Below are 460 nucleotides of genomic sequence, written 5' to 3'. Positions count from 1 at the left end.
CGTGGGCTGGTCGATGCAGGAGAGCATGACCTCGCAGCTCGTGGTGGACGCGCTGATGATGGCTGTGTGGCGCCGGGGCAGGCCAGTGGCACTGCTGCACCACTCGGACCAGGGTAGCCAAGGTGGATTCAACCGGTCGTCGCAACACCAAGTTAAGTTACCGATTCTAGATACTCATTAAAGACTTCCGCAGGTGTTCTCCAGCCCAACGTTTTGCGTGGTCGATTGTTGAGTGTCAATGCCACTGCTTGAAGCTCTCGATGGTTCCATCGAGATAGATCCGTGCCCTTGGGGAAGTATTGGCGCAGCAGCCCGTTGGTGTTTTCGTTCGTACCACGTTGAGAAGTGGTTCCAGTTTTTTGAACAGCTAGCTAAGCGAGATCTTTCCCCGTAAAAATGACCTGACAACAGGCCGAACCTGGAGAGATCTATGACCATCAAATCCCGACGCAAGCACAGC

General features: G+C 54.3%; 2 pseudogenes. One reads left to right on the top strand and one right to left on the bottom strand.

Annotated elements, in window-relative coordinates:
• Positions 1-121: pseudogene (locus tag SJH88_RS19405) on the top strand (IS3 family transposase); the annotation flags it as partial.
• Between the two features lie 31 nt (positions 122-152).
• Here SJH88_RS19405 and SJH88_RS19400 read toward each other — a convergent pair.
• Positions 153-341: pseudogene (locus SJH88_RS19400) on the bottom strand (transposase); the annotation flags it as partial.
• Between the last annotated feature and the right edge of the window lie 119 nt (positions 342-460).

Origin of the sequence: Comamonas sp. GCA5, assembly GCF_036541385.1 — a bacterium.
In the GTDB taxonomy this organism is placed as follows: Bacteria; Pseudomonadota; Gammaproteobacteria; order Burkholderiales; family Burkholderiaceae_C; genus Comamonas; species Comamonas aquatica.
This window is presented reverse-complemented; position numbering and strand designations above follow the sequence as displayed.